At 41.9% G+C, this 23212-nt stretch carries 21 protein-coding genes and 1 tRNA gene; 15 read left to right on the forward strand and 7 right to left on the reverse strand.

Going from position 1 to position 23212, the window contains the following annotated elements; translation table 11 throughout:
• The first annotated feature begins 18 nt into the window (after positions 1 to 18).
• From tolB to ST37_RS14125, 5 genes are all read left to right on the forward strand, one after another.
• Positions 19 to 1329 carry a Tol-Pal system beta propeller repeat protein TolB gene (tolB, locus tag ST37_RS14105; protein WP_242426331.1) on the forward strand — a complete coding sequence of 437 codons (1311 nt, stop codon included), beginning with the start codon at positions 19 to 21 and terminating at the stop codon, positions 1327 to 1329.
• Positions 1330 to 1363: 34 nt separating this feature from the next.
• Positions 1364 to 1909, forward strand: coding sequence for a peptidoglycan-associated lipoprotein Pal (gene pal / locus ST37_RS14110; protein WP_084887462.1), 546 nt, complete (start codon positions 1364 to 1366; stop codon positions 1907 to 1909).
• A gap of 31 nt (positions 1910 to 1940) precedes the next feature.
• Positions 1941 to 2723 (forward strand): tol-pal system protein YbgF, encoded by a 783-nt coding sequence (ybgF, locus tag ST37_RS14115; protein WP_084887464.1) that lies wholly within the window; start codon positions 1941 to 1943, stop codon positions 2721 to 2723.
• A 147-nt stretch (positions 2724 to 2870) separates the two neighbouring features.
• On the forward strand, positions 2871 to 3935 hold the full coding sequence (gene nadA, locus ST37_RS14120) for a quinolinate synthase NadA (protein WP_084887466.1): 1065 nt from the start codon (positions 2871 to 2873) through the stop codon (positions 3933 to 3935).
• A gap of 249 nt (positions 3936 to 4184) precedes the next feature.
• Positions 4185 to 4448, forward strand: a complete 264-nt coding sequence (locus ST37_RS14125; RefSeq protein ID WP_084887468.1) for a DUF4282 domain-containing protein — start codon at positions 4185 to 4187, stop codon at positions 4446 to 4448.
• A 222-nt stretch (positions 4449 to 4670) separates the two neighbouring features.
• Here the strand turns inward: ST37_RS14125 and ST37_RS14130 are convergent, their stop codons facing one another.
• A complete protein-coding gene (locus ST37_RS14130; protein WP_084887470.1) occupies positions 4671 to 5237 on the reverse strand; it encodes a UPF0149 family protein in 567 nt (188 codons plus the stop codon).
• 190 nt (positions 5238 to 5427) lie between these two features.
• On the opposite strand from ST37_RS14130, the gene ST37_RS14135 reads away from it, so the two are divergent.
• The 3 genes from ST37_RS14135 (at position 5428) to ST37_RS14145 (ending at position 7368) form a co-directional block, all read left to right on the forward strand.
• A tRNA-Ser gene (locus tag ST37_RS14135) sits at positions 5428 to 5515 on the forward strand.
• A gap of 313 nt (positions 5516 to 5828) precedes the next feature.
• A complete protein-coding gene (locus ST37_RS14140; protein ID WP_084887472.1) occupies positions 5829 to 7061 on the forward strand; it encodes a tyrosine-type recombinase/integrase in 1233 nt (410 codons plus the stop codon).
• Between the two features lie 115 nt (positions 7062 to 7176).
• Positions 7177 to 7368 (forward strand): AlpA family transcriptional regulator, encoded by a 192-nt coding sequence (locus tag ST37_RS14145; protein WP_084887474.1) that lies wholly within the window; start codon positions 7177 to 7179, stop codon positions 7366 to 7368.
• Between the two features lie 48 nt (positions 7369 to 7416).
• Here ST37_RS14145 and ST37_RS14150 read toward each other — a convergent pair whose 3' ends face one another.
• Positions 7417 to 8451 carry a hypothetical protein gene (locus ST37_RS14150; protein ID WP_084887476.1) on the reverse strand — a complete coding sequence of 345 codons (1035 nt, stop codon included), beginning with the start codon at positions 8449 to 8451 and terminating at the stop codon, positions 7417 to 7419.
• Between the two features lie 393 nt (positions 8452 to 8844).
• On the opposite strand from ST37_RS14150, the gene ST37_RS14155 reads away from it, so the two are divergent.
• The gene (locus tag ST37_RS14155; protein WP_084887477.1) at positions 8845 to 9501 is read left to right on the forward strand and encodes an inovirus Gp2 family protein; all 657 of its coding nucleotides are present in this window, start codon (positions 8845 to 8847) and stop codon (positions 9499 to 9501) included.
• Positions 9502 to 9538: 37 nt separating this feature from the next.
• On the opposite strand, the gene ST37_RS14160 is transcribed toward ST37_RS14155, so the two are convergent.
• From ST37_RS14160 to radC, 5 genes are all read right to left on the reverse strand, one after another.
• Positions 9539 to 10255, reverse strand: a complete 717-nt coding sequence (locus ST37_RS14160) for a lecithin retinol acyltransferase family protein (protein ID WP_084887479.1) — start codon at positions 10253 to 10255, stop codon at positions 9539 to 9541.
• A gap of 17 nt (positions 10256 to 10272) precedes the next feature.
• The gene (locus tag ST37_RS14165) at positions 10273 to 10833 is read right to left on the reverse strand and encodes a tyrosine-type recombinase/integrase (RefSeq protein ID WP_084887481.1); all 561 of its coding nucleotides are present in this window, start codon (positions 10831 to 10833) and stop codon (positions 10273 to 10275) included.
• A gap of 204 nt (positions 10834 to 11037) precedes the next feature.
• Positions 11038 to 11475 (reverse strand): DUF2787 domain-containing protein, encoded by a 438-nt coding sequence (locus ST37_RS14170; protein WP_084887483.1) that lies wholly within the window; start codon positions 11473 to 11475, stop codon positions 11038 to 11040.
• Between the two features lie 50 nt (positions 11476 to 11525).
• Positions 11526 to 11981 (reverse strand): DUF2787 family protein, encoded by a 456-nt coding sequence (locus ST37_RS14175; protein WP_084887485.1) that lies wholly within the window; start codon positions 11979 to 11981, stop codon positions 11526 to 11528.
• Positions 11978 to 12445: a DNA repair protein RadC gene (gene radC / locus ST37_RS14180; protein WP_084887487.1), complete on the reverse strand. Its 468-nt coding sequence runs from the start codon at positions 12443 to 12445 to the stop codon at positions 11978 to 11980. Before radC ends, ST37_RS14175 begins: the two co-directional genes overlap by 4 nt.
• Positions 12446 to 12631: 186 nt before the next feature.
• Here radC and ST37_RS14185 point away from each other — a divergent pair, with 186 nt between their 5' ends.
• From ST37_RS14185 to ST37_RS14210, 6 genes are all read left to right on the forward strand, one after another.
• Complete coding sequence (locus tag ST37_RS14185; protein ID WP_084887489.1) at positions 12632 to 12808, forward strand: AlpA family transcriptional regulator; 177 nt, start codon at positions 12632 to 12634, stop codon at positions 12806 to 12808.
• A 129-nt stretch (positions 12809 to 12937) separates the two neighbouring features.
• Entirely contained in the window at positions 12938 to 16300 is a 3363-nt protein-coding gene (locus tag ST37_RS14190; RefSeq protein WP_084888139.1) for an ATP-binding protein, read from the forward strand.
• A gap of 678 nt (positions 16301 to 16978) precedes the next feature.
• On the forward strand, positions 16979 to 17203 hold the full coding sequence (locus ST37_RS20280) for a hypothetical protein (RefSeq protein ID WP_242426304.1): 225 nt from the start codon (positions 16979 to 16981) through the stop codon (positions 17201 to 17203).
• A 67-nt stretch (positions 17204 to 17270) separates the two neighbouring features.
• Positions 17271 to 18437 carry a DNA cytosine methyltransferase gene (locus ST37_RS14200; RefSeq protein ID WP_084887492.1) on the forward strand — a complete coding sequence of 389 codons (1167 nt, stop codon included), beginning with the start codon at positions 17271 to 17273 and terminating at the stop codon, positions 18435 to 18437.
• Between the two features lie 60 nt (positions 18438 to 18497).
• Positions 18498 to 21536: an ATP-binding protein gene (locus ST37_RS14205; RefSeq protein ID WP_084887494.1), complete on the forward strand. Its 3039-nt coding sequence runs from the start codon at positions 18498 to 18500 to the stop codon at positions 21534 to 21536.
• Positions 21536 to 23203, forward strand: a complete 1668-nt coding sequence (locus ST37_RS14210) for a response regulator receiver domain (RefSeq protein WP_084887496.1) — start codon at positions 21536 to 21538, stop codon at positions 23201 to 23203. Before ST37_RS14205 ends, ST37_RS14210 begins: the two co-directional genes overlap by 1 nt.
• Positions 23204 to 23212 lie beyond the last annotated feature (9 nt).

Genomic DNA, 23212 nt, shown 5'->3' on the forward strand with positions numbered 1-23212 from the left:
CTTGTGCTGATCGTAGCTATGGCAGCACCCAATGCCTATGCAGCATTAGAACTGGTGATCACCGATGGCATTAACTCAGCAAGGCCTATTGGCGTTGTACCGTTTAAATGGACAGGTAGCGCGGAGTTGCCTCAAGACGTCTCGGCGGTTATTGCTTCCGATTTACAGCGCAGTGGTAAGTTTAGCCCCGTTGCTGTAAGCAAAATGCCCCAAACCCCTTATAGCGATAGCGAAGTAAACTTCGATGCATGGACCGGTTTAGGTGTGGATGCCGTGGTTACTGGGACCATTACGCCAACCGCAAACGGCGACTACGAAATTAATTACCAATTGATCGATGTGGTGCGCGGTGCGCTCACTGGTGGTGATGCGAAAGCACTTAATGCCAATGGTGAACTTGAGCTGTCACGTGATCACGTCCTATTTACTAAGCGCGCGACGGTTCCCGAATCGCGTTTAAGAGAGTACGCACACCGCATTTCAGACCTTGTCTACGAACGCCTTACTGGTGAGCGCGGCGCCTTTTTAACGCGCGTTGCTTATGTGGTGGTAGAAGACAACGCTACCTACCCTTACCAACTTCGCGTAGCCGATTACGATGGCTACAACGAACGCATGGTGCTGCGCTCAAAACAGCCACTGATGTCTCCAGATTGGTCACCCGATGGGCGTCAACTGGCGTACGTAAGCTTCCAAAGCGGCCAAGCAGAAATTTTTATAATGGACATCTACACAGGCAAACGTGAGAAGTTAGCGTCGTACCCAAGACATAACGGTGCCCCTCGTTTCTCCCCTGATGGAAAGTCATTGGCGATGGTATTGTCTAAATCGGGAAGCCTGCATACCTACGTGATGGATCTTGAATCTCGCAAACTGACTCAAATTACTCGCGGCCGTTCAAATAACACGGAACCGTTTTGGCACCCGAATGGCGAATCGCTCATATTTACCTCCGATAGGGGTGGTAAACCACAGATTTATCAAGTAAATTTGTCGAACGGGTCGACAAATCGTATAACCTGGCAAGGCAATCAAAACCTTGGTGGTCAGATCACTCCAGATGGCAAATTTCTCATAATGGTGAACGCGTCACGTGATGGATTTAATCTGGCGAAACAAGACTTGGAAACTGGTGCCGTTCAAATACTGACCAAAACTCAGTTGGACGAATCCCCAAGTATTGCACCAAACGGTGGAATGGTTATTTACAGTTCAATGTATAACAAGAAAAACGTTCTTTCGATGGTTTCTATTGACGGCAGATTCAGTGCACGACTGCCAGCCACTACAGGGCGTGTAAGAGCGCCAGCTTGGTCACCGTTTTTGTAACTCCGATAACTTGACGTATAAAGGAAAAAAAATAATGCAACTTAATAAAGTTCTTAAAGGGCTTCTTATTGCGCTACCTGTTCTAGCAATGACTGCTTGTAGTTCAAGTGACGACGCAGCTAACGCTTCTAACGCAGAGCAAACCACTAACCAACAAGCTGGCGCAACTGACGGCACAACGGACACGACTGTCGTTTCTCCAATTGACGAGTCTGCTCAAATGTCTGAGCAAGAGCTGAAAGAAGAAGCTCTTCGTGAATCTCAAACGATTTACTTTGCGTTCGATAACTCAACCATCGAAACGTCATACGAAGAAATGCTAGCGGCTCACGCAGCTTACCTAAGCAAAAACCCTAACCTAGATGTTAAAATCGAAGGTCATGCGGATGAGCGCGGTACTCCTGAGTACAACATCGCACTAGGCGAGCGTCGTGCAATGGCGGTTTCTCGTTACCTACAAGCATCTGGCGTTGAAGCTGGTCAAATCTCTATCGTAAGCTACGGTGAAGAAAAACCAGAAATTCTAGGCCAATCTGAAGACGCTTACGCTAAAAACCGTCGCGCGGTTCTAGTATACTAATCTTCAGTACACTTAAATAAGAGTCAGTAACATGAAGCGATTAATGACGCTTTCGTTACTGGTAAGTGCAGCAAGCGTTACGTTTGCTGCACCAGCTCCAGTATCGGATCTCAATTCTACAACCCCATCAGCATCGGCGAGCTCTTCGAGCGAATCGTCTGTGCAACGCCTCGAACGCCTCCTGCAAAACAGCAATCGACTGCAAGTAAACTTACAGCAACAGGTCGATGATATGTCACTGGAAATCAGTGAACTACGCGGGGCATTAGAACAAAGCCAATACGATTCAAATCAAATGGTATTGCGCCAAAAAGAGTTGTTTATCGAACTCGACAAAATGCGTACAGAACTGGCTGAACTTAAGCAAAACGGTGTGGCCGCTGCTGTGCCAGTTAACACTCAAGATCAGCCGCAAACTGCGGGAACGTATACCGACAACGAAGCGGAAAAATCCGCTTACCAAACCGCGGTAGATTTGGTGATCAAGCAGCGTGATTATGATGCTGCGCTAGTCGCTTTTGAAGCGTTTAATAAAGATTACCCACAATCCGTATACTCGGCGAACTCTAACTACTGGCTAGGTCAGCTTTATTTCACTAAGAAAGAAGACATAGATTCGGCTAAAGCATTTGCCATTGTTGTTTCTAATCAAGATTCGAACAAGCGCGCTGATGCCTTGGTCAAATTAGGTGAAATAGCCGCGCGTAACGGTAACTCTGCTGCTGCGAAACAGTACTACCAACAAGTGTTGGATGAGTATCAAGGTAGCGCATCGGCAACCAAGGCTGGCGAGCGCATGCAAGCGTTGAACTAGCATTAAGGTTTTAGATACGAATAAAGCCAGACAACGACATAGCCTATGTCGTTGTCTGGCTTTATTGCATCTAGAAGAAAGTATTAACTCCAAAACTTTATTGCGGTACACTTACGCTAATATAGTAACAGGTATCAGAGCCGTCTCATGAGCCACATTCTCGACATCGTTGAATCACCCGTATATCCATTTCCACCAAAGCCAGTACCATTGAGTGATGAGCAAAAGGCTCAGCATCTTGCTAATGTTAAGCGACTTCTCAAAGAGAAAGACGCGGTGCTGATTGCGCATTACTACACCGACCCAGAAATTCAAGCTTTGGCAGAAGAAACGGGTGGGTTTGTTGGTGACTCGTTAGAAATGGCCAAGTTTGGTAATCGCCACGACGCAAGTACCTTGGTTATTGCTGGCGTGCGCTTTATGGGGGAATCAGCAAAGATTCTCACCCCGCAAAAACGTATCCTTATGCCGACACTCGATGCGGAGTGTTCACTTGACCTTGGGTGTCCTGCAGACGAGTTCAGTCGCTTTTGTGATGAGCATCCAGACCATACTGTGGTTGTTTACGCCAATACCTCTGCAGCGGTCAAAGCGCGCGCCGATTGGGTTGTTACCTCAAGCATCGCCCTAGAAATTGTCGAACACTTGGACGCCGAAGATAAACAAATTATTTGGGGGCCCGATCGTCATTTAGGCTCTTACATTCAAAATCAAACTGGCGCTGAAATGCTACTGTGGAATGGCGAATGTGTGGTCCACGATGAGTTTTCGTCTAAAGCACTCAGCGACATGAAATCGCTCTACCCAGACGCTGCGATCTTGGTACACCCAGAATCTCCAGCCAGTGTTGTTGAACTCGCAGACGCTGTTGGCTCAACCAGTCAGTTAATTAAGGCCGCTAAAGAGCTGCCTAATAAGCAATTGATTGTCGCCACAGACAAAGGCATTTTCTTTAAAATGCAGCAGCTAGTCCCTGAGAAAGAGCTCATCGAAGCCCCAACGGCCGGAGCGGGTGCAACGTGTCGCAGCTGCGCACATTGCCCTTGGATGGCAATGAATGGATTGGCAGCCATTGAGAACGCGTTAGAAAATGGTGGTGACAACCACGAAATTTTTGTCGACGAAGAAGTTCGCGTTAAATCGCTTATTCCTCTCGATCGTATGCTCAAATTTGCGGAAGAATTAAACATTAAGGTAAAAGGCAACGCCTAGCGTTAGAGCCGGTAAACCATTCAAAGCCTCGCTATAATGCGGGGCTTTTTTGATTGAAGGCTAAGAACAATTGGTTTCATTAAAGCCTATTAATTCAATGGCTTATATGGACTTAAACGACGTATTTTGTAACACTTACGCAATTGAAGGGTGCTTTAAAATTCGCCTATTATTGGGCGGCATCGTTTCAATAAAAGCGAATACGTTGCTTGGCTATTTAAATAAAAATCAAAAATTTGGAAATGAACTATGAAATCTATTTTTACCTTTGACTCAATGCTTACACCAAAATTGGTGACCATTTTATATTGGCTGCTTATTGCAGCGTCTATCATCACGGGTCTTACTACGATGTTCGCAGGTTACTACGGAGTAACAGCCGAGTCGGTCATTATGGGTCTATTGACTATTGTAGGTGGTATGTTGGCCGCACGTATTTGGTGTGAATTGATGATTGTGATATTTAAGATCAACGAGAATCTACAAGCGCTGCGCGAAAAGCACGACGCATAGAACCAACCAAAGCAATTACCAGATCATCCTAGCTCGTTAAAATCACTGATAACAGCGTTAAAGATTTTGTAGGTAGAACAATTACCTACGGTAATCTTAAGCTTGTTCTTAGCGATTTTTCCGTCGCAAATTTCTGAACAGTTAATTACTTCGATTGGCATAACAAAAAAGCCGCTAACCAGTATGGCTAGCGGCTTTATCTTTTGTGTCTCTAGACGGTGTTTACTGCTTTGCGAGCATAACGCCTTTTTGAGTGAGTCCACACAGCATCACAGGGATAGCATTGAATATCTCCTCAAACTGGTCAAGTCCTTCAGCGCCTTGATCTTTCAATGTTTCCATCGCTGTTTCTGGGTCAAATAACATGCTTATAGAAAGTAGCACACCGCCAAGCAGAGCGTTATCTTCGCTGTGCTCTGGCATCAACGTCTCCCAATCGTCTCTGGCCAATTGCCAGCCTTGCAAAATGCCTTCACAAAAGTCTCGAGCATACTGATTCACAATCTCTTCATCATCGATTGATGCTTCTGCCGGCCATTCCCAGTTACCATCAAGAAGTGCAGGGCGATACGCATTCCAAATCCCAATCACAGCTTCTGCGTAATGTTCTAATTGTTCTGCGCTAGAAAAGGGTGCCGTCTCAGCGCCGCCCCACAAAAAGGGTAGCCATTCTTCAGGAGACAATACATGAGGCGCTGCCGCCATAGAGCATACAAAACCACGAGTTTTGGCTTCGTTAAGTACGGTATTCTGCAGCTCAGGAAGAGCCAGTAAACTAGGTAAATCCACGATAAAATCCTGCAAATTGTTTGCGCTGATTCTATCAGTTATTAGGGCTATTTCGCACAAAATTTGCCAAAACAGCTAATAAATGAACACTCAAGCCCCAAAGTACAGCTTTTTGCGTATTTACACTTGACCATTGACCTCTAAATCTTTAGATTAACGCTCCGTTAGCCAAGCTAACGCTATCAATTACGGTGAGTTGGCCGAGTGGCTGAAGGCGCACGCCTGGAAAGTGTGTATACGGAAACGTATCGAGAGTTCGAATCTCTCACTCACCGCCACATTCAAGTTTAAAGACGTCTCAGGACGTCTTTTTTCTTATCTGAAACTTATCAAAATCAATCAGTTACGATTCCGTAGCATCCCATAATGTTCCGTAAAAGCGTTTGTTTTTCGTAATACCTAAAGTAATACCTGGTATTCCTATCTAGTGCTAGTATTACTTTAGAGCGTAAATTCAGGTATTACTTTGTTGTTATTTTTTCCACCAGCATGATCTATAACTTAATGTAAATTAATCAGTTATCAGGTCATAAGTAATACCTATATTTTTCAATTTTTATGCTCGTACCAGGTATTACTTGAGGGATCAAAATGGCGAATAATCTAACGGCAAGGCAAGTCCAAACGGCAAAACCCAGAGATAAGCTTTATCGACTATCTGATGGTGGCAATCTTTACTTTTGCGTGCGTCCGAGTAACTCCCGTTCTTGGCAGTTTCGTTACAAGCGACCAGGCCAAGATAAAATCACTTATCTCTCTTTTGGTACCTACCCAGACGTAACTTTGGCAGAGGCGCGAGATAAAGCGCTAGAGGTAAGGAAACTGTTAGCTGATGGCATTGATCCTCAATTGGCTAAAGCAGAACAGAAAGCCAAAGCGATCACTGAGCAAAATGCGACATTCAAGTTTGTTGCCGAGCAATGGAAGGTGACAAAAGAAGGTCAGATCAAAGAGAAGACGTTGAATGGGAACTGGCGTAAGCTCGAACTCTACGCTTTTCCAAAGCTTGGTACCATTCCAGTCAGTAAGATCACGGCGCCAATTGCTATCGCTGCTTTACGGCCAACTGAGTCACAGGGCCTACTTGAAACAGTGAAACGTACCGCACAATTAATGAATGAGATCATGAATTACGCTGTGAACAGCGGGGTTATTCATGCCAACCCACTTTCTGGAATACGTGATGTATTTAGGAAGCACAAAGTGGTGCACATGAAAGCGCTACAACCTCATGAAATGCATGAGTTAATTCGTACCATCGCTACAGCCAACATACAACACGTGACGCGCTTTTTAATTGAGTGGCAGCTTCACACCATGGTACGGCCTAATGAAGCTTCAGGAGCTCGCTGGGAAGAGATAGACACAGTCAATAAGCTCTGGGTCATTCCTAAGGAGCGAATGAAGATGAACCGTGAACATGTAGTTCCTCTAACGGCCCAGACTTTGGCAATCCTTGAGGCAATAAAACCGATTAGTGGCCATCGTGAATTTGTTTTCCCATCGAGCCGTAATCCTAAGGTACCCACTGATTCCGAGACAGCCAACAAAGCGCTTGGCCGAATGGGCTTTAAGGATAGAACGACGGCTCACGGCATGAGGGCACTTGCCAGTACCACCCTCAATGAAAAAGGTTTTGATGCCGATGTGATTGAAGCGGCGCTGGCTCACACCGATAAGAACCAAATACGCAAAGCCTACAATAGAACCGACTACCTCGACTCTCGACGCCAACTCATGTCCTGGTGGAGTGAACATATAGAGAAATCAAGCTATGGAAGTTACAGTGTTACCGGTGGCAGTTACTTGCAGCAGGTTAACTAGTGTCTTGCGGCTAGAGCAATGGAGAGGTTCTAGTTGATGGCCAATAGACATCGATACCATATTTTTACAGACATATGTCATCAGAGTGAAATCTACTAACTGATGAGGTGTCACAATGCCAAACAAACCGATTCGTTTAATACGCCTAAATGAAGTACTCGCGATGACTGGGTTATCTAGATCTGGTGTGTATCGTTCTATAGTAAGACAGCAGTTCCCTAAGCAGGTGTCGCTTGGTGATAGAGCTGTAGCCTGGGTCGAGTCTGAGGTTCAAGCTTGGGTGATTGATAGGGTTATTAACCGATAGTCAGTGTGCAAATGGAGAGCGTGATTGTTCTCCATTTGTCTACTAATTTCACAATTTTGACGGTCCACCTAAATGTTCAAATTCAAGGTCAATAAGTTCTTTAATTACAGCATTGATTTTTTGGTCTTTATTTTCTGCTAGCCAGTTTAAGCGTTTATTAGTTCTTTCTGACATGGATATACTTCTAGATTTGGTGCCCTTATTTTTATTCTGAAACTTTCTTTGATTCCAAGCTGACCTAGCTTCTTGGAAAAATAATTTAGCAGAAGTGAATTTTATTAAGTAGTGATAATGAAATTCTGCATGTTGTATGTAGTAGTAATCATTTATATTAGTTGGCTCCCAAGGAAGAGCTCTATCAGGAGATTTTTTAATGAAGTACTCCTGTAACCAAGAGATTTGGTTTGTATCTTCAATATTTAACCACTTATTAAATTTTTTGCAATATTCACTTCTAGATGTTTTTTTCCATGCGTCAGCTAATAAGTCTAGGATGTATTTCTGGCCAATTATATCAATTTCACTTTCATTAAATGCAGTTTTAATACAGTTGATAAGGTCTGAAATAGTATTGGGCGTTAGTGTACGTTTTACAATTGAAGGAATTCTAATTAGATCTCTATTTTCCAGGAAGGTGGGTAACCTAGGGAAGGTATTAGTTTTAATTAGTGGTTGACGTGAATGTTTTGGATCTAATACCTTACCTTCATTATCCTTGATTTCATCACCAATATGGCTCGAATTGAAATATAGGAACTGATAACAAAAAGCACAAAATGTCAGGTTACCCTCCATTAACAGATAGGCGTCGTTTGGTAGTTGATGCTTTTCGGAGAACTTACTTTTAAGATGAGTGGCTAGTGGATACTTATCATCAAACAGGTTTGTTTTTATACCTAAGTTATTGACTACTTCTGATGCTTCAGTTTGGGGCATGTTGAATAAGATGCCGCTCAAGTAATCTTCAGCTTCTCTCAAATTGCGAATATGGTTGAGTTCTACGACACAGCCTAACCTCAATAGCCCATCTAACTCACGGGCATAAAAGAAACCCTCTCTCCAACTACCTAGCTGTAAATCCATTTGATTATTCCTTCAATCCAATCACACCATTGCTACTTGAATTTACACTAAGTTAGCTATAAATAACGTGTAATTATCACATAATTATTACGTAATTATAAAGTAAGGATTTTCTTTCATAACCCTCGGCTATAAGGGGTTCTAGTCAAAATGGTTGGTTTATCGCAGCTTTTGTTGGAATTAATAACTCCAGAGTGAATCATGCGGTGTTACGTATCTGATTTCGCAAATGCATAGAAGAGGGAATCACGTGGCAGGATCGCGGTACCAGTGTTGGTATAGTTATATACATAGCTCTAAGTGAACATACCTTAGTATGATCACGTCGCTGTCACGTCACTAAAAAATTAATGCAGTTCATCACCTATGAATGAAAACCCATAGGAGAAAAAGATGAACGGTAACAACTTCAAAGGAATGCCAATACAAGGCAATTTAAATGACTACAATGTAAGGTACCTAGATCGGATACTAGACACGATCAATCATGCATGTGATGACTACAAGCGTGTCTTCGCAGTAAGAATTGATTTAAAGCTGCCACATGGTCCTCAAGACCTTGATTGCTTGAGTAGAGATGAAATAGTCAGTCATTGCCGATTTAGAGGTAGGCTAATGTCTAGATTTATCGACTCGCTTAAGGCAAAAATAAAAGCAATGGACCGAAGATATCAACAAGTGAATAAAAGAATTTATCCTACTAGTGTTCGATTTATTTGGTGTAGAGAACGTGATACTTCTGAAAATGACCATTTCCATATGTCCCTATTATTTAATAAAGATAGATTTTATACTTTAGGAAACTGGGAGAATAGAGAAAGCCTGTTAGGAATTATTATAGAGTCGTGGGCAAGTGCTCTTGGTTTGGAGTTTGATAGCGTAATTGGTTTAGTGCATTTTTCTAAAAATGGTAGATATCATTTAAATGAAAATAGTCGAGATTTTAACAAACAATACGCGGATCTTTTTTATCGATTAAGCTACCTGGCTAAAAAAGACACTAAGCACAATGGAGAAAGAAAAAGAAACTTTGGTTGCAGTCAAAGGTAATAAAATAGGCCAGGAGTCCCCTCTGGCCTTTATATGATTAATCCCAAATGGCATCCCAACACTTAAAAATAACATGCACAGGTGCAAACGCTGTGTCTATAACTGTTTCGGTGGTGCCATAAATTAATTCTCCAACGGCACCAGTAATATCTCCACTGCCTATTTTATCGGTAGTATTAGATATCGTTTTACCAGCGCCATTAATACATGACTCCAACGGTTTAGATACTAAATCACCAGGGGTACCAATGACAGTATTGACTCTGTCTGGAAGGCCAATGGCTTCACCAGCGCCCTTAGCGAGGGTAGAGCTGATGGTGACGATGCCAAGAGGCCCCTTTGCTACCTCAGCGGCTCCCCTGCCTAGCAGCCCAACACGCGCAGCGACATGCGCGCTTATGTGATAGTTGTTGGCTACTTGGGCAGATGTATGATGATCATCCAAGCAGTAGTTGACGAAGTGCTCGCAATTGTTGGTAAGAACATGGTAGCCCCGATAACCTAACTTGTTGTGTGCTTTGCTGACTGCACGTTTAGGGCTACTGGCGTGTCGCTTTATATGTAAGCTGCAACCATCACGAAAGTTATCTATGCAGTCGGTTGTAACCTCATCTAACTGAGCATTAAAGTGAATCACCATGTCATCACCGACATAAAGCCCATGATGTTTGGAGCCAACGTAACGAGTATATTGCTCGCTGGTGTTGTTGCTTATATCGACCACCAGGTGATCGCCAGGTTGTAAGTGTTCCATGATAGAACCTCTCTTAGTTACAGTTCGAGTGATACGAAGTCTTTGTCGACTTCATCTTGAGTGATACCGATATAACGAAGCGTCACGCCCTCTGAGGTGTGGCGTAGCATCTTCATCACACGACCGATATCCTTTGTGGATTGGTAGAGGAAGTAACCTCGTGTTTTGCGCATGGAGTGAGTACCTAACGCTAGCTTGAGTTCTTGCCCTACTTGTTGAAAGGCCATAGACACCGCACGCCGAGAGATCGGCTGCGGCGGTTTATGTTTTAGTTGCTGGCATCGATGTGATTGAAATAGGTACACATGGTCAGGGTACTTCTCTCGCACTTTGGCAATGTGTTCTCGTGCCTTGGTGTTTAACTGGATGTTTGCCAGTTTGCCCGTTTTGCTTTCACGAATAATGAGTCGGTCATCATTGATGTCTTCAAAGCGGATAGAGAGTAAATCGGATATTCGTAGTGCCAGGTTTAACCCTATATGCCAAACGTCAGCCATTTGCGGATTACAACGAATAGCGAGTAAGTGGCCAATGAGTCGTATTGTGTCGTCGTCTTTGATCGCGTGGACCTCAGCCATAGCCTGCTTCCTTTTTTGTCTGTAGAGGGGTGTTTTGGGAAGCACAGAGAGGCCGACACCGCTAAACCCTTATGTATCAAGGCTTCCAAGCTTCCCGTTTTAACAATATGGGAAGCAGCGACATCTGCACTCATGTGTGCCAGTGAAGAGTGTTTTTGAACGTGGTTCTAGGTTGGTTTGTTGTCGTGATGGTTGTGCGGGGATTTAGTGGCTACTGACTTTGATTTCGTCGTAGGCGTCCATGTCGACATAAGCGACAAAGTTGCTTTGCCACAATTCGTACAGTTCCGCCATCAAGGGTTCACGGATACTTTGCCATCCCCCGTAGCGAGAAAATGCCATTCCATTGCCGATATCAAAATCGACATCTCTCTCCAGTTCTGGATAAGGGCCACCGCAATAACTAAAGTCGGTAATGTACAAAATGGAGTAATGCGTCCCTTCCATCTTTTGCAGTGCTATCTCGACAGGGTGAAAACCTCCATTAGTAGCACTGTAGTTTTTATCGCGAAAATTAAGGGTTATGTGATTAGCCAAATCTTCATGATGCTGGTTAAGCGTTTGGGCCAGGCATTTTTGAAATCCCTTCGATACTGGTAGGCATGAATGGGCAAAACTAATCATTGATGCTTTTACAGGCATAGGGCCTCCGAGCACCGCTTAACGGCGCCTCGTGTTGGTGTGTGACGGATTTAAGCAGTGGTTTGGGCTGAACGGTTGATTGTTGAGATGGCAAAAGAATCAAAGCCTCCAGTGCGGAAAACCTTAAGCAATGCCCGTTGCCATGAATGGAACAGATCTATCACTTCCGGTCGGTTAAGTTCACACCGATCAATATCAGGTTGATAGAACCATTGGTGATTGAAGTTAAAGTAGAGCTCGACTTCCAACTCCGAGCTGGAGTCGTCAGGAAAGGCGAAGCTCGTCATGGTGGTAATCTTCCAAACTTGGCTATTGTCTAACCTTGTTAAGTGGACCTCTAAAGGATGAGGTCCTTTTTTATTGGCGTGATAGGCAGAATGACGAAAGTTAAGGGCAATTCGTTCTGCGTGCTCAGGGACTGCCGCTAAGTCAATTAAAGCCGAGATATAACTCTGTAGATTCTGTGAAAGGGAAATACATTCATAACGGGTAATAACACTGTTCATATCCATCCCCTTTCTGCAAAAGAGACACAGTTTTCACCTACCACAATATGATCAAGCACTCGAACATCAATGAGTGATAAGGCATCACTCAATCTGGTGGTAATACGCCTGTCAGCACTAGACGGTTCAGCGTCGCCACTAGGGTGATTGTGGGCAAATATCACAGCACCAGCATTGGCATTGAGTGCAGCTTTAACCACCTCCCTTGGGTATACACTTGCCGCATCGATAGTGCCAAAGAACAGCTCTTCAAATCCTATTAACTGGTGTTGATTATCGAGCAGCATCAAAGCAAACACTTCTCGGTCGTATGACCCTAGCTTGAGCCTTAAATACTCCTTTACATTATTCGGGTTCGTAAATGTTCCCTCGCGCTTGTACTTTTGTGCGAGGGCCTCTGCTGCTGTTTCAAGTAGCTCATTTAAGCTCGATGGCTGGTGGGGAGGGTAGTTGTGTCTTGGCATGGTATGCCTCCTTAAAGTGAATGGTGTTTCCGGTTCACTTTGATGACATATATCTGAATGGTTTTTGAATGAAGGGATTGATGTGCTAGGTGTGACAGCGTGGGACCTGTTCAGTCTTCTTGAGACGTCTTGGGTAAAAATTTAATGGCGGACTCCTGTTATGTCGAATAACAAGGAGATCAACCCATGAGATTTTTAAAACTAAAAGAAGTGATGGAAAAGACAGCCCTGAGTCGCTCCGCGATTTACCGCAAAATGAATGATGATGAGTTTCCGAAGTCCATCAGCTTAGGGGATAGGGCCGTGGCCTGGGTGGAAAGTGAAGTGGAGTTGTGGATGGAGGATTGTTTGGCTGTTAGGTAATTCAAAGATTGTTTGGTAACAACAAGACGGTCACATTATCTTTTTTTGAGATTCATCATCGCCTTATGCAACTATGGTGTATAACATCGTAAGTTAATGATCTTTTGTAGTATTGATAGGCTTTGGTTAGTGAACAGTAGAATAGAAAGTTCAAAAAACATATTGAAATCCTGGCATCTAGTGGAATTTTTCCAAGCCTACTCGGTACCAGATAAAGACGATAGTAAAATTGCACCAGTTAACGTGACCGGTCACGAACTGCAGTCGCAGGGTAATTACCTACTTCCGTGGTTAAATCCCGCTGCTCGTGACAAGCTCGGTCTTACTCCAGGTAAAAAGTGTGTTTATACCTTATATCTGGGGTTGTTCGATAAATCGGCGATAGATAAAAAAGTTGCAGAGTACTTCTCAACCAACCGCCAGGAGGATTGCTTCTCTGAAGAGATAGAGCAAAGAAGAGACAATGAAGGGGCGTCTTGCTTTGCCAAATTGATGTTGGATGAGTTTGGTACTCCCCGACTTGATACTTTTTCGGTAAGCACTCTACCTTGGGCTTTAGCCGAGTTACTTGGCGGCAGGGCTGGAACGATATCTCAGGAACGATTTGATAGTCGGTGTGACGATCTCAACGAGTTTGTGGAGCGCTGGGAAGCAACCTTGCCAGGCCACCCCAACTCAGAGGGACGACATACTCTTTGTGTAAAAACTATAACGAGTTTGGTCGAGGGACTTTATCAATGGGCTGGCATTTCCAATCGGGACTTATTGTTTTCAGAAAACTCAAAGGTTTATCCATTTCAGATGGCTTTCTATGAATATGAAGCTAAATCAGACTATCTATTGGAAAACAAAAAGAACTCAGAAATAGTTGAAGACGATGATGAAGATGAACCTAATGATGACGAATCTCAGTTACCCATTCTGAACAGCTTTTATATTCGAGATATAGAACGTGCCATTAATGCGATTTCTACCGGAAGGGCCAGCAAGCCTCTGCAAACCTATCTGGGACAGTCCGGTCATAAGCATGTCGATTTGTATACAAACGATTCGTTACCATTGATTCATAAGCATCTAAGCCCTAAAAACACGCCAGAAGGAAGATGGCTGACAGAGCCTGCTCACAACATGTCTTTAATGCAGCAGTTTGCTATCAATACTGTGTTCAAGGAGCTAGATACTGGTGGTCTTATCTCAGTTAATGGTCCTCCTGGAACAGGAAAAACGACGTTATTACGAGATATAATTGCACAAAATATCGTTGAAAGAGCGAAGGTGTTAGCGTCCTTTTCAAATGCTCGTGACGGACTAAGCCCTGACGGGGTTCTTATTGAAGACCTTACTGATTTTGAAATGGTGGTTGCATCCTCGAACAATGCAGCGGTTGAAAATATCTCAAAGGAGCTTCCTCAAGCAAAATCGGTAGCTGGCAGATATGCTGATACCGCTTTTTTTCGCTCTGTAGCCAATCAAGTAAGTGCTGATGAGAAGAAAGGACGTTTACAGCCCTTGGACGATAATAGGCAGAGCTGGGGGAATATCTCTGCTGCTATGGGAGCTTATAAAAAGAGGCAAAAGTTTCTCGACCGCTTTTTCTTTAAATACCACCATGAAAAAGGCAAGGAGCCAGCAGTTAGAGAACCATCTTTAGACTTCTTGAACTTTTGGCAATATCGCTCAACTTATACAGGGCCTTCTTTTAACACGGCCAAAAAATCTTTTAACGAGAAGTTATCTCGTTTTCATGAGTTAAATGACAAGTTAGCTTATTTTGAGAGTCTGCAGAAAACTTTCGATGACAACCAATTCGATGTTGACTTACAACGAATGAATGATGATCTAGATGAGCTTGAAAACTATGCCCATTCGCTCTCTGTGGAGCTCGATGCCCTTAATTCAATAAGAAACGCTGGAGTGAAAAGGGAAGAAGAAATCGCAGTTTCCTTAGAGTTACTAAAGGTTAACTCTCCTGGTTGGTTCAGTCGGTTCTTTAACACTAAGAAAAATAAACAGTACAAAGCCTCACTATCCCAAAAGCTTGGTGAGTACGAAAATGTAAAAAAAGCTATACGGCTGACTGTTGGCGATGTTGAGGCCAAAGAGCTCAAGATAAAAGGTTGGACAAAGAAAATTTCACAGCAGCAGGTTGATATTCAAGCTAAAGAGCTTGAAAAGAAGAAGCTTCTAGATGAGTTAGATGTCTATAGAACGGAGTTTAAAGGGTATCACTTACCGGAAGTTACTGATGATATCGTCGGTCATGACAGGCAGAGACACGCTTGCTGGCAGCAGGAAAAGATAAATGCATTGCGGTCTGACATTTACGCGGCAGCGTTACAACTGCACGAGGCTTGGCTGATAGAGGCCAGCAAGCAGAGTACCTTTCTATCACAGATAAGAAAAATCAACGATGTTGTATTAGGGAAGAGTAACGAAAATGCACTGGCGATTTGGCAGATTCTATTTATGTTTGTCCCCGTAGTTTCGACGACTTTTGCTTCCTTGGGGAACATGTTTTCTAAGTTGCCACCAGAGTCTCTAGGTTGGCTAATGATTGATGAGGCAGGGCAAGCAATACCCCAAGCAGCGGTCGGTGGACTGCTTCGTGCTAAGCGAGCCGTGGTTGTTGGCGACCCGCTGCAAATCGAACCAGTGTTTACTTCCCCACCAGAACTTATTGACTACTTAATGCAATCTAAGTTGCAAGAGGAATCTGAGAAGTGGGACCCTTGCATGTGGTCAGTTCAGACGTTATCCGATCGCGTTAATCCGTATGGCTGTATGATAGATATGGATGGTGAGGACCAATGGATAGGCATTCCATTATGGGTTCATCGTCGATGTATAGAGCCTATGTTTAGCATTTCGAATGAAATAGCTTACAACAATCGAATGATACATGGTTCTGATAACGGCAAAGACGTTGAGCCAAGAATTCATAAGGCTTTAGGACATAATCGATGGAATGATTCACAAGGCGACTGTGTACTCAAACAGTACAAACGTGAGTTGGGTGAAGATGTTAAAGCCCTTTTACTCGAATTAGCAGCACACAAGGGTGACTTAAGCTGCATCTATCTAATAACACCGTTTAAAGCGGTAAAAAAAGAGTTGAAAGAAGATCTGAGACACTGCAAATCAGAGCTGCTAAGTAACTCTAGTTGGAGCGGGAAGGAGTTTAATAGCTTTTTGAATTACAACGTAGGGACCGTGCATACCTTCCAAGGTAAGGAAAATGATACAGTCATTTTGGTACTTGGTTGCGATAAAAAAAATAATGGTGGGGCGTCTTGGGCTTCTTCAAAACCAAATTTGCTGAACGTTGCTGTTACCCGAGCTAAAAAACACTTGTTTGTGATCGGAGACATACAGGTTTGGTCCGACAAGCGCTATTTTGATAAAACATACATGAAACTTAATGTTCGTAGTCAGAGTGGTTATTCACGAGACGATAGCATCACAAAATGCAAAGAGGTATTGCCAAGTTTGTAGCTTATTGCTTGCTCAAGGTGTTTAGAGGTACAGGTCTATCAACATAGCGCGAATTTTTCGGTCATGTTATCCCCATCAGCAAATGCTGATGGGGATGTAGTTAATTTTATGCACTTAATCAGTTTGATTGCCGAGCCCGAGGCTCAACTAACTTAGGAAGGCTTGATTGCAAGCAATATAGTAATTTTCAGATATACTCTGGCTCGCTAGCTTGTTCATTAAAGGAGCACTGCTAGGTTAATCAATGAACTGTTCAAATAGAGCGGGTTCTTCGTTTGCTTATCAAGAAATTGGTACTCTAGAGGGGAGGGATTGTGAAAAGAGTTAATGAATTTTGTGTAGGGGAAAATAGTGGCGGTGTATAACACGGCTTCAGATTCCGCAAATACTGCGGTGCGAGCCTTTCTGACGAAAGTCGGTGAATATTATTTGGGGTTTTCATTTAATACTGGAAGCGGTAAAGGGAAGAGGCTCTGGGAAGAAATAAAAACAGTTCGATTTGAAAATCGATGTGCTTATTGTGGTGAAAAGAGTGGAAAATTACAGATTGAGCATGTGTTGATGTTCAATCGCACTGAGTTTGGTTTACATCACCCGGGGAACATCGTGCCATGTTGTAAAGAGTGCAATAAGCGGAGTAGGGTGAGTGGCTCTACCTATTGTGATTGGAGGCAACACTTGAAAAATGTCTGTGCTATTAGGGTACAAGAACACCTGTATGAAGAAAGAGAGCGAAAGATCCTGGAAAACTTCCAGTACTACAACTATCCGTGTCTTAACGAGAATGAACGCCACGCAATTCGAGTGATTGCTAGCAGTTTGTACGTGAACATAAAAACAGAGTCAGATAAGTCTCTTGAGCTCTACAAGCAGCTCGATGAGGCATTTGTGAAAAGTGATTGACGCGATTTCATGGTATTTTTTCTGCAAATCAGTAGAATGTGGCGGCTAAGTATTTTGAGGTTTTTTGATGTCAGTTAAAGCTATTGATTTGTTTGCCGGTGCGGGAGGGTTCACTCTCTCAGCTCATGATGCGGGAGTGGAGGTTTTAGCGGCAATTGAGTTCGATAAAGCAGCTGCAGATACTTATGATAGGAATTTCAATCAAAATCAGAAGCATCAGGTTAAATTGCTCAACGAAGATATTAACCTGATCAAGCCGGAAGCACTTCGTCAAGAGCTTAAACTAAAGCAAGGGGAACTGGACCTGATACTTGGGGGGCCACCGTGTCAAGGTTTTTCAACACACCGCATAAAAGATGCGGGTAAAGATGACCCGAGAAATGCTTTGCTTCTTCGATATTTTGAGTTCGTCAATGAATTCTCACCTAAAGCTTTTTTGGTGGAAAATGTCTCAGGTCTTTTATGGAAACGCCATAAACCATTTTTAGACAAGTTCATAGCATTAGCTGAATATTCAGGCTATGTTATTAAGTTCTGCGATACAGTAAATGCGAAAGATTACGGGGTCCCTCAAAACCGTAAACGCGTTTTTATCTTTGGAATTCGGAAGGATTTGGACTCGGACGAAATTGTATTCCCACCTGCAGAAACGCATTTTTCTCCTGCTTCAGTAAACAAGCCTGAATGGTTAACAGCATCATCAGTATTTGAAAAGATCCCAGAACATCTATACGCGGTTTACTGGGAAGACTTTTTCGATAAGAAAGATAAGCGTGATAAAGATGAAGTGTTTAAACTTCTCAAATCACTTCCGCATGGAAAACCGTTTAAGACAAATGACCCATGTAACATTCACATGACGCCAAGTGACATGATGAAAGTGCGCTTTGCAGACACCCCACTAAATGGTAGCCGTGAGGATGCTGGTGAACAACACCGGCTAAAGTGTCATTCAAATGGCTATAAAGGGCACAAAGATGTGTATGGACGGATACTGGTTCATACCCCTAGCAATACAATTACTACTGGTTGTAATAATCCGTCAAAAGGCCGTTTTGTACACCCATGGGAAGATCATGGAATGACACTTCGCCACGCTGCCCGCTTACAGTCGTTCCCTGACTGGTTCAATTTTTATGGCAGTTCAACCGAACAAGCTCGGCAAATCGGCAATGCGGTCCCTCCATTGCTCGGGAAAGTTCTCATAACTGATATATGCAGTAGATTGAAGTAATAAAAGCGACTAAAATGCAAGGTACTTTTTTGTATCTAAATTACTGAGATTTAGCTAAAAATGGCCAAGATGAGTGTTAGTGCCAGAGCTGTTGATATGTTAGGTCGACAGCAGATTGCTGGTATCCCCACAGCTATACATGAGTTGTTTAAAAATGCACACGACGCTTATGCGAAGAATGCTGAGATAGATTACTACGAAAACCAGAATTTGGTAACCTTACGTGACGATGGCGTAGGTATGACTGAGAGTGACTTTATTGACAAGTGGCTAACAATTGGTACTTCAAGTAAATATGGTGTAAATCGAAAGTCTGAGTACATTCCTGATGGCATGACAGAGCGCAAGCTTATGGGTGAAAAGGGAATAGGCCGTTTAGCCATTGCTTCTATTGGTAGGCAAGTTGTGGCCTTGAGTCGTGCAGAACGTGAAGGCGGTTTGCATGAAATGATTGTAGCCCTTATTCATTGGACGCAGTTTGAGATACCGGATATTAGCATTTCAGATATTGTTATTCCTACACGTACTTTTCCTGAAGGTGAGCTTCCTACAGAAAATGATTTAAAGGAAATGTCTGAAGAATTGCTAGACAATTTAAATGTTCTAAGAAGTCGGATTCCACATGAATTCTTTGATGTAATAAAGGAAGATTTAAAGCTACTCACTTTTTCTCCAGAAGTGCTTTTTAAAAATTTGCAGCAAAAAACAGTAGAAAATTGGGAAGAAGCTCACAAGGGCCTACCTCAAGAAGATAAGTGTAAACTTGGCCCCCCCCCTGTTTTAGATGGGCTAGGTAGAGGAACTCATTTCATAATAATGCCATGTGACGAGTCACTAGAGCTTGATGTCAAGACTGATGAGAAGGGAACGACCGAATTACAAAAAATACTAGTTGGATTTTCTAATTCATTGTCTACAAATGAGTCCAATTTGTTAGGAACTAAGTTTCGTCGTCATCAAGGTTCAGCTAAACCTGTAGAACTAATCGAAGAAGGCTTTTTTACACAAACAGATGCTTCGGACGGAGATCACTTTGTCTCAGGAAAATTCGATGAGTTCGGACAGTTTAGTGGTGCAGTTACGGTATATAAAGGTGAAGAGCAACAACATATTATCAACTGGAATGAAAGCTTTGGATCCAAGACTAAATGTGGCCCATTTAGCATTAAATTTACGTATCTTCAAGGAGAACCTTCTGAAAGTTTCGTTCCACCAAAAACTTATGCTGATATAAATAATAAACTTAAAATGTATGGTGGGTTATATCTGTATAAAGATGGTATTCGAGTATTGCCATATGGTAAGCCTGAGTTTGACTTCCTCAAATTTGAAGAGAGAAGAACGAAGCGAGCTTCTGATAACTTTTTCTCATATCGATTAATGTTTGGTGCTATAGAGATTGAACATGATGTTAATAAGAATTTAGTTGAAAAGGCTGGTCGTGAAGGGCTAATAGAGAATATTGCGTATAGAGAATTTAAAAGTATTCTTATAAACTTTTTCAAGCAACTAGCTGTTGACTTCTTTCGTGAAAATTCAACTAATGATCGCTTTGCAGAAATAAAGAACGATTTTAGAGTTCAAGCAGCTCAAGAGAAGGAAATTCTAAATAGAAGAAAGAAGCAAGTAGGACTAAGAAAGAAAAACTTCGAGAAAGACCTAACGAATTTCTTCGATTTATTGAAGGATGACTATTTCACAAAACAAATTCAATCATTAGAAAGTTACGTAGAGATATCTTTAACTAAGACAGATGATAAGTGGCCAGAACGTAAAAAGTATACTTTTATTAATGAGCTTAAAAGTGAGGTCTCTGATAAATGGAAGATTATTAATAAATCTTTGAAAATAACTAAGCCTAATATAGGCATAAATAAAAACCTGAGAAGTGACTGGGAAGCATACTTAAGAAACAAAGAAAAGCTAAACGCAGAACTTGTAGAACCTATACGTTTTTCTATTGAAAAATTAATTTCTGAGTACGTGTCTGAAAATGGATTGTCATTTTCTCTAAGAGAGCGTGTCAACGTTCTGTTGGAACAAGAGAGGAAGTCCCTCACAAAAAACATTTCTTTATATAGAGATGAGTTGAAAAATAATGTAGGTGAAATTGAGTTAGCAATCAAAGACAAAGCTAGGGCTAAGTCCATCGAGTATACACAAGAACTATCAAAAATCATTACGTCAGTTAACTCGGTTGATATTGATGCCATATCAGATGAAGAATCAATGGAGTTAATATCAGGCTGGGAAAAAATGCTTGAAGAAGTGAGCAGTCAGACTGAGCAATACTTCATTAAGATGCGTGACACTGTTGAATTAGTTATAAATGATATCAACAATGAAGATGCGAGTTCAATTGATATATTGACGGCATTAGAAAATGAAAATGAACAAGTGAAAGAATCACTTAATAAGTACTTTGAGTTTGCACAGCTGGGAATGTCTTTGGGTATAATCCAACATGAATTTAGCAGTACAGCTAGAAGTGTTCGTAGTTCAATTAAATCTCTTAAACCTTGGGCTGATAGAAACCCTAAACTAGGGGATTTATATAAAAACATTAGTCATAGCTTTTCTCATCTCGACGGCTACCTAAAAATGTTCACTCCCCTCAATAGAAGGTTATATCGAAGTAAAGTAGATTTGTCGGGTAAGGAAATTGAAGCTTATTTACTAGATATTTTCAATGATCGCTTAGAACGTCATAGCATCAAGTTAAAAGTTAGTGATGAGTTTAGAGCTAAAAAAACACATGTTTTTCCTTCATCATTTTTGCCTGTATTTATTAATGTGGTAGATAATGCTATTTATTGGTTGAACAGGCAGCCTGAGAGTGAAAATAGAAATAAATTTATAAATCTTGATGTAGAAAATGATGAACTTATCATAAGTAATAATGGCCCTGAAATTTCTGTTATTGATGAAGAAAGAATATTTGAATTCACCTTTTCTCGTAAATTGGATGGTCGAGGTATGGGACTATATATAAGTAAGGAAACTCTTAATAATGAAGGCTTTGATATCCAATTATCAAGCAATAGGTCTGGAGATCCTGTAAGTTTCATTATCAGCAAGTTAAAGCAGGAGAATGAGTGATGTCAGACTTTAAAGAGCATTGTAGTATTGTTGCCAAAGAGTTTATACAGACTGTTTTAATCATTGATGATGGGGCGAGTCTAGGAGACAAGGGTGAAAGCGCAGCTGTTGTGGATGCTCCAGGTGACCCTTTTGCACTTGAAGAGCCAACAGTTGATTTCGACACAAACGAAGAGGATAGTGATGAGCGTGAAATGAGTCATCCTCTCCGAACGTTAGAGTTGACCAATGCATTTTATGATTTGGGGATTGTCCCTGGAGTTTATCAACCTCAGATTAGAGATGATGAGGATGAACTTGAGTTTGCTTCAAAAGCGGTACGGGTGTCCGCGAGTGCGGATATAGTGATATTGGATTGGATGCTTAAAGAACAACAAAGCCAATATAGCAAAGCCATAGTAAAAAAAATTCTTGAGCATGATAAAGAGTCCGGCGGTAGGTTACGTTCTATTATTATCTATACTGGAGAAACTGATCTTTCAGATTTGAGAGATAAATTGCTGGTGTACTTAAACTTTGATGAAATTCAAGCTGATGGTGACTATAGGATAAGCGGGAAAAACTTGATTATTGATTTTTATGGCAAAGATAAGCAAGTACAGATCAACCGAGCACTCACTGAAGAAGAGCTCCCGGAAAAATCCATCGAATGCTTTTCTGAACTTCTAGATGGTTTGATGCCAGTGTTCGCAGTCAGGTCAGCTTCAGAAATTAGAAGAAATATTGGTAGTTTAACTTCAAAGTTTGCAAAGACTGTTGATGCAGGGTACTTAACACATCGCTCTCTACTTCCATCCCCGGAAGATGCAGAGCTTTTTATGTTAGAGATTTTTGTTACTCATTTAAGAAGTTTACTTGCTATATCTAAAGCTGACCAGGAATGTCTAGGTGTTAAGGCTATCGACAAGTGGATCTCTGAAAACCAGATTATTTTGGAAAGAGATATTGAAGCTGGAGGAGGTCAATTCAATTTTACTAAAGCTAACCTTATTGAAGTTCTAACCGACGGCTATGATAGTCAACGAGATGATTATGGCCTAAAAAAAGTTCTGGCGTCTTTGAATGATAAAAATAATCAAAACAACAAACTTTCAAAAGGTAAAGTAAATAAGATTCTTAAAACAGATATTCACAACGCATTCTCAGTATACTCTAAATCGGGGGATGCTCTAGAATCCATTAAGGAGCTTTCGGTTCTTTCTTTGTTCAAGAGAACAAGAGTAGATATTTCTAAAGACTACCCTTATTTAACGCAAGGCACTGTGATTTACTGTATAGGTACCAGTAAGTACTATTTATGCGTAACTCCAAAATGTGACACCGTTCGGCTTTCTGGAGTACATAATTTTTCTTTTGCACCATTAGTTGAATCTGATAAAGGTTTTGATCTAGTAATTAGAGACTTAAACTTAACTGGCTACATAACGTTGAGTACGCAGAATAAGTTTTTCAACTTGGAACACATTGGGTTTGCACCTTTAGAAGGAAGAGTTCAATGTCGCGATGAGAACGGAATGCTAATATTTGAATCTTCAGATAGCCTTAGAAAAAAATACCGATGGATTGGCGATTTGGAGGAACTTCAAGCACAAAAGAGAGTGATTAATGTTGTTGGTGACTTGAGTAGAAATGGAGTAGATGAAATGGAGTGGTTGAGGCAACAGTAGCTTGTAGAA

The sequence above is a fragment of the Vibrio sp. qd031 genome (assembly GCF_002100145.1).
GTDB lineage: Bacteria > Pseudomonadota > Gammaproteobacteria > Enterobacterales > Vibrionaceae > Vibrio.

What these genes read in the sequence shown, in the direction of transcription:
- nadA (WP_084887466.1), top strand. Translation starts at nt 2,871, where the DNA reads ATGAGCCACATTCTCGACATCGTTGAATCACCCGTATATCCATTTCCA.
- ST37_RS14140 (WP_084887472.1), top strand. Translation starts at nt 5,829, where the DNA reads ATGGCGAATAATCTAACGGCAAGGCAAGTCCAAACGGCAAAACCCAGA.
- tolB (WP_242426331.1), top strand. Translation starts at nt 19, where the DNA reads ATGGCAGCACCCAATGCCTATGCAGCATTAGAACTGGTGATCACCGAT.
- ST37_RS14165 (WP_084887481.1), bottom strand. Translation starts at nt 10,833, where the DNA reads ATGGCTGAGGTCCACGCGATCAAAGACGACGACACAATACGACTCATT.
- ST37_RS14205 (WP_084887494.1), top strand. Translation starts at nt 18,498, where the DNA reads ATGGCCAAGATGAGTGTTAGTGCCAGAGCTGTTGATATGTTAGGTCGA.
- ST37_RS14200 (WP_084887492.1), top strand. Translation starts at nt 17,271, where the DNA reads ATGTCAGTTAAAGCTATTGATTTGTTTGCCGGTGCGGGAGGGTTCACT.
- ST37_RS14145 (WP_084887474.1), top strand. Translation starts at nt 7,177, where the DNA reads ATGCCAAACAAACCGATTCGTTTAATACGCCTAAATGAAGTACTCGCG.
- ST37_RS14175 (WP_084887485.1), bottom strand. Translation starts at nt 11,981, where the DNA reads ATGAACAGTGTTATTACCCGTTATGAATGTATTTCCCTTTCACAGAAT.
- ybgF (WP_084887464.1), top strand. Translation starts at nt 1,941, where the DNA reads ATGAAGCGATTAATGACGCTTTCGTTACTGGTAAGTGCAGCAAGCGTT.
- ST37_RS14185 (WP_084887489.1), top strand. Translation starts at nt 12,632, where the DNA reads ATGAGATTTTTAAAACTAAAAGAAGTGATGGAAAAGACAGCCCTGAGT.
- ST37_RS14150 (WP_084887476.1), bottom strand. Translation starts at nt 8,451, where the DNA reads ATGGATTTACAGCTAGGTAGTTGGAGAGAGGGTTTCTTTTATGCCCGT.
- ST37_RS14160 (WP_084887479.1), bottom strand. Translation starts at nt 10,255, where the DNA reads ATGGAACACTTACAACCTGGCGATCACCTGGTGGTCGATATAAGCAAC.
- ST37_RS14155 (WP_084887477.1), top strand. Translation starts at nt 8,845, where the DNA reads ATGAACGGTAACAACTTCAAAGGAATGCCAATACAAGGCAATTTAAAT.
- pal (WP_084887462.1), top strand. Translation starts at nt 1,364, where the DNA reads ATGCAACTTAATAAAGTTCTTAAAGGGCTTCTTATTGCGCTACCTGTT.
- ST37_RS14125 (WP_084887468.1), top strand. Translation starts at nt 4,185, where the DNA reads ATGAAATCTATTTTTACCTTTGACTCAATGCTTACACCAAAATTGGTG.
- ST37_RS14210 (WP_084887496.1), top strand. Translation starts at nt 21,536, where the DNA reads ATGTCAGACTTTAAAGAGCATTGTAGTATTGTTGCCAAAGAGTTTATA.
- ST37_RS14170 (WP_084887483.1), bottom strand. Translation starts at nt 11,475, where the DNA reads ATGCCTGTAAAAGCATCAATGATTAGTTTTGCCCATTCATGCCTACCA.
- radC (WP_084887487.1), bottom strand. Translation starts at nt 12,445, where the DNA reads ATGCCAAGACACAACTACCCTCCCCACCAGCCATCGAGCTTAAATGAG.